This is a genomic window from Pseudomonas sp. HY2-MNA-CIBAN-0224 (assembly GCF_040310285.1).
GTDB classification, from domain to species: Bacteria; Pseudomonadota; Gammaproteobacteria; order Pseudomonadales; family Pseudomonadaceae; genus Aquipseudomonas; species Aquipseudomonas helleri.
In genome coordinates this window covers 1-451 of record NZ_JBEOPQ010000179.1, presented here as the reverse complement: position 1 = coordinate 451, position 451 = coordinate 1, and the positions used below count along the sequence as shown (strand labels likewise).

The 451-nt window shown below is 47.7% G+C and carries 1 protein-coding gene; it reads right to left on the bottom strand.

Annotated elements, in window-relative coordinates; genetic code table 11:
* Nucleotides 1-407, bottom strand: a 407-nt coding sequence (locus tag AAEZ03_RS25930) for a hypothetical protein (RefSeq protein WP_350582590.1), incomplete at its 3' end; no start/stop codon positions are given.
* Between the last annotated feature and the right edge of the window lie 44 nt (nucleotides 408-451).

Below are 451 nucleotides of genomic sequence, written 5' to 3'. Positions count from 1 at the left end.
ATCGTGCCATAGATGCGTCCGGTGATACCACGTTGCCAATTGTTAACATTGCCTTCGTTAAAACGCCCCAAAGGACGCAAGATAACTTCGCGGTGGATGGCTTCTACAATCTCAGTGATCTCGACCACTCCCGTCGTCGCCAACTGCGCCAATCCTTCAAAAAAATCAGCAAAAGTGACAGGCGTTGTTGTTATTCCATTGCCTTCATCCGCGAGCAGTTTCATCAGCTCGTCCACATCGATGGCTTCGAGTTGGTCTATCTGCTCATACAAATCACTGTAGCGTGGCTCATTGTTGTCTGAGCCGAAATGCGCCTCAAGCTCATGCCGAGCTTTGGCGTCACTGTTAGCACTGCCATAGCTAACACTGTCGTGATAAAACAAGTCTGGATTGCTCATAGTGTTCATTACGTTGGCACATTCAGCGAAAAGAATAGTTGCCTATATTATCC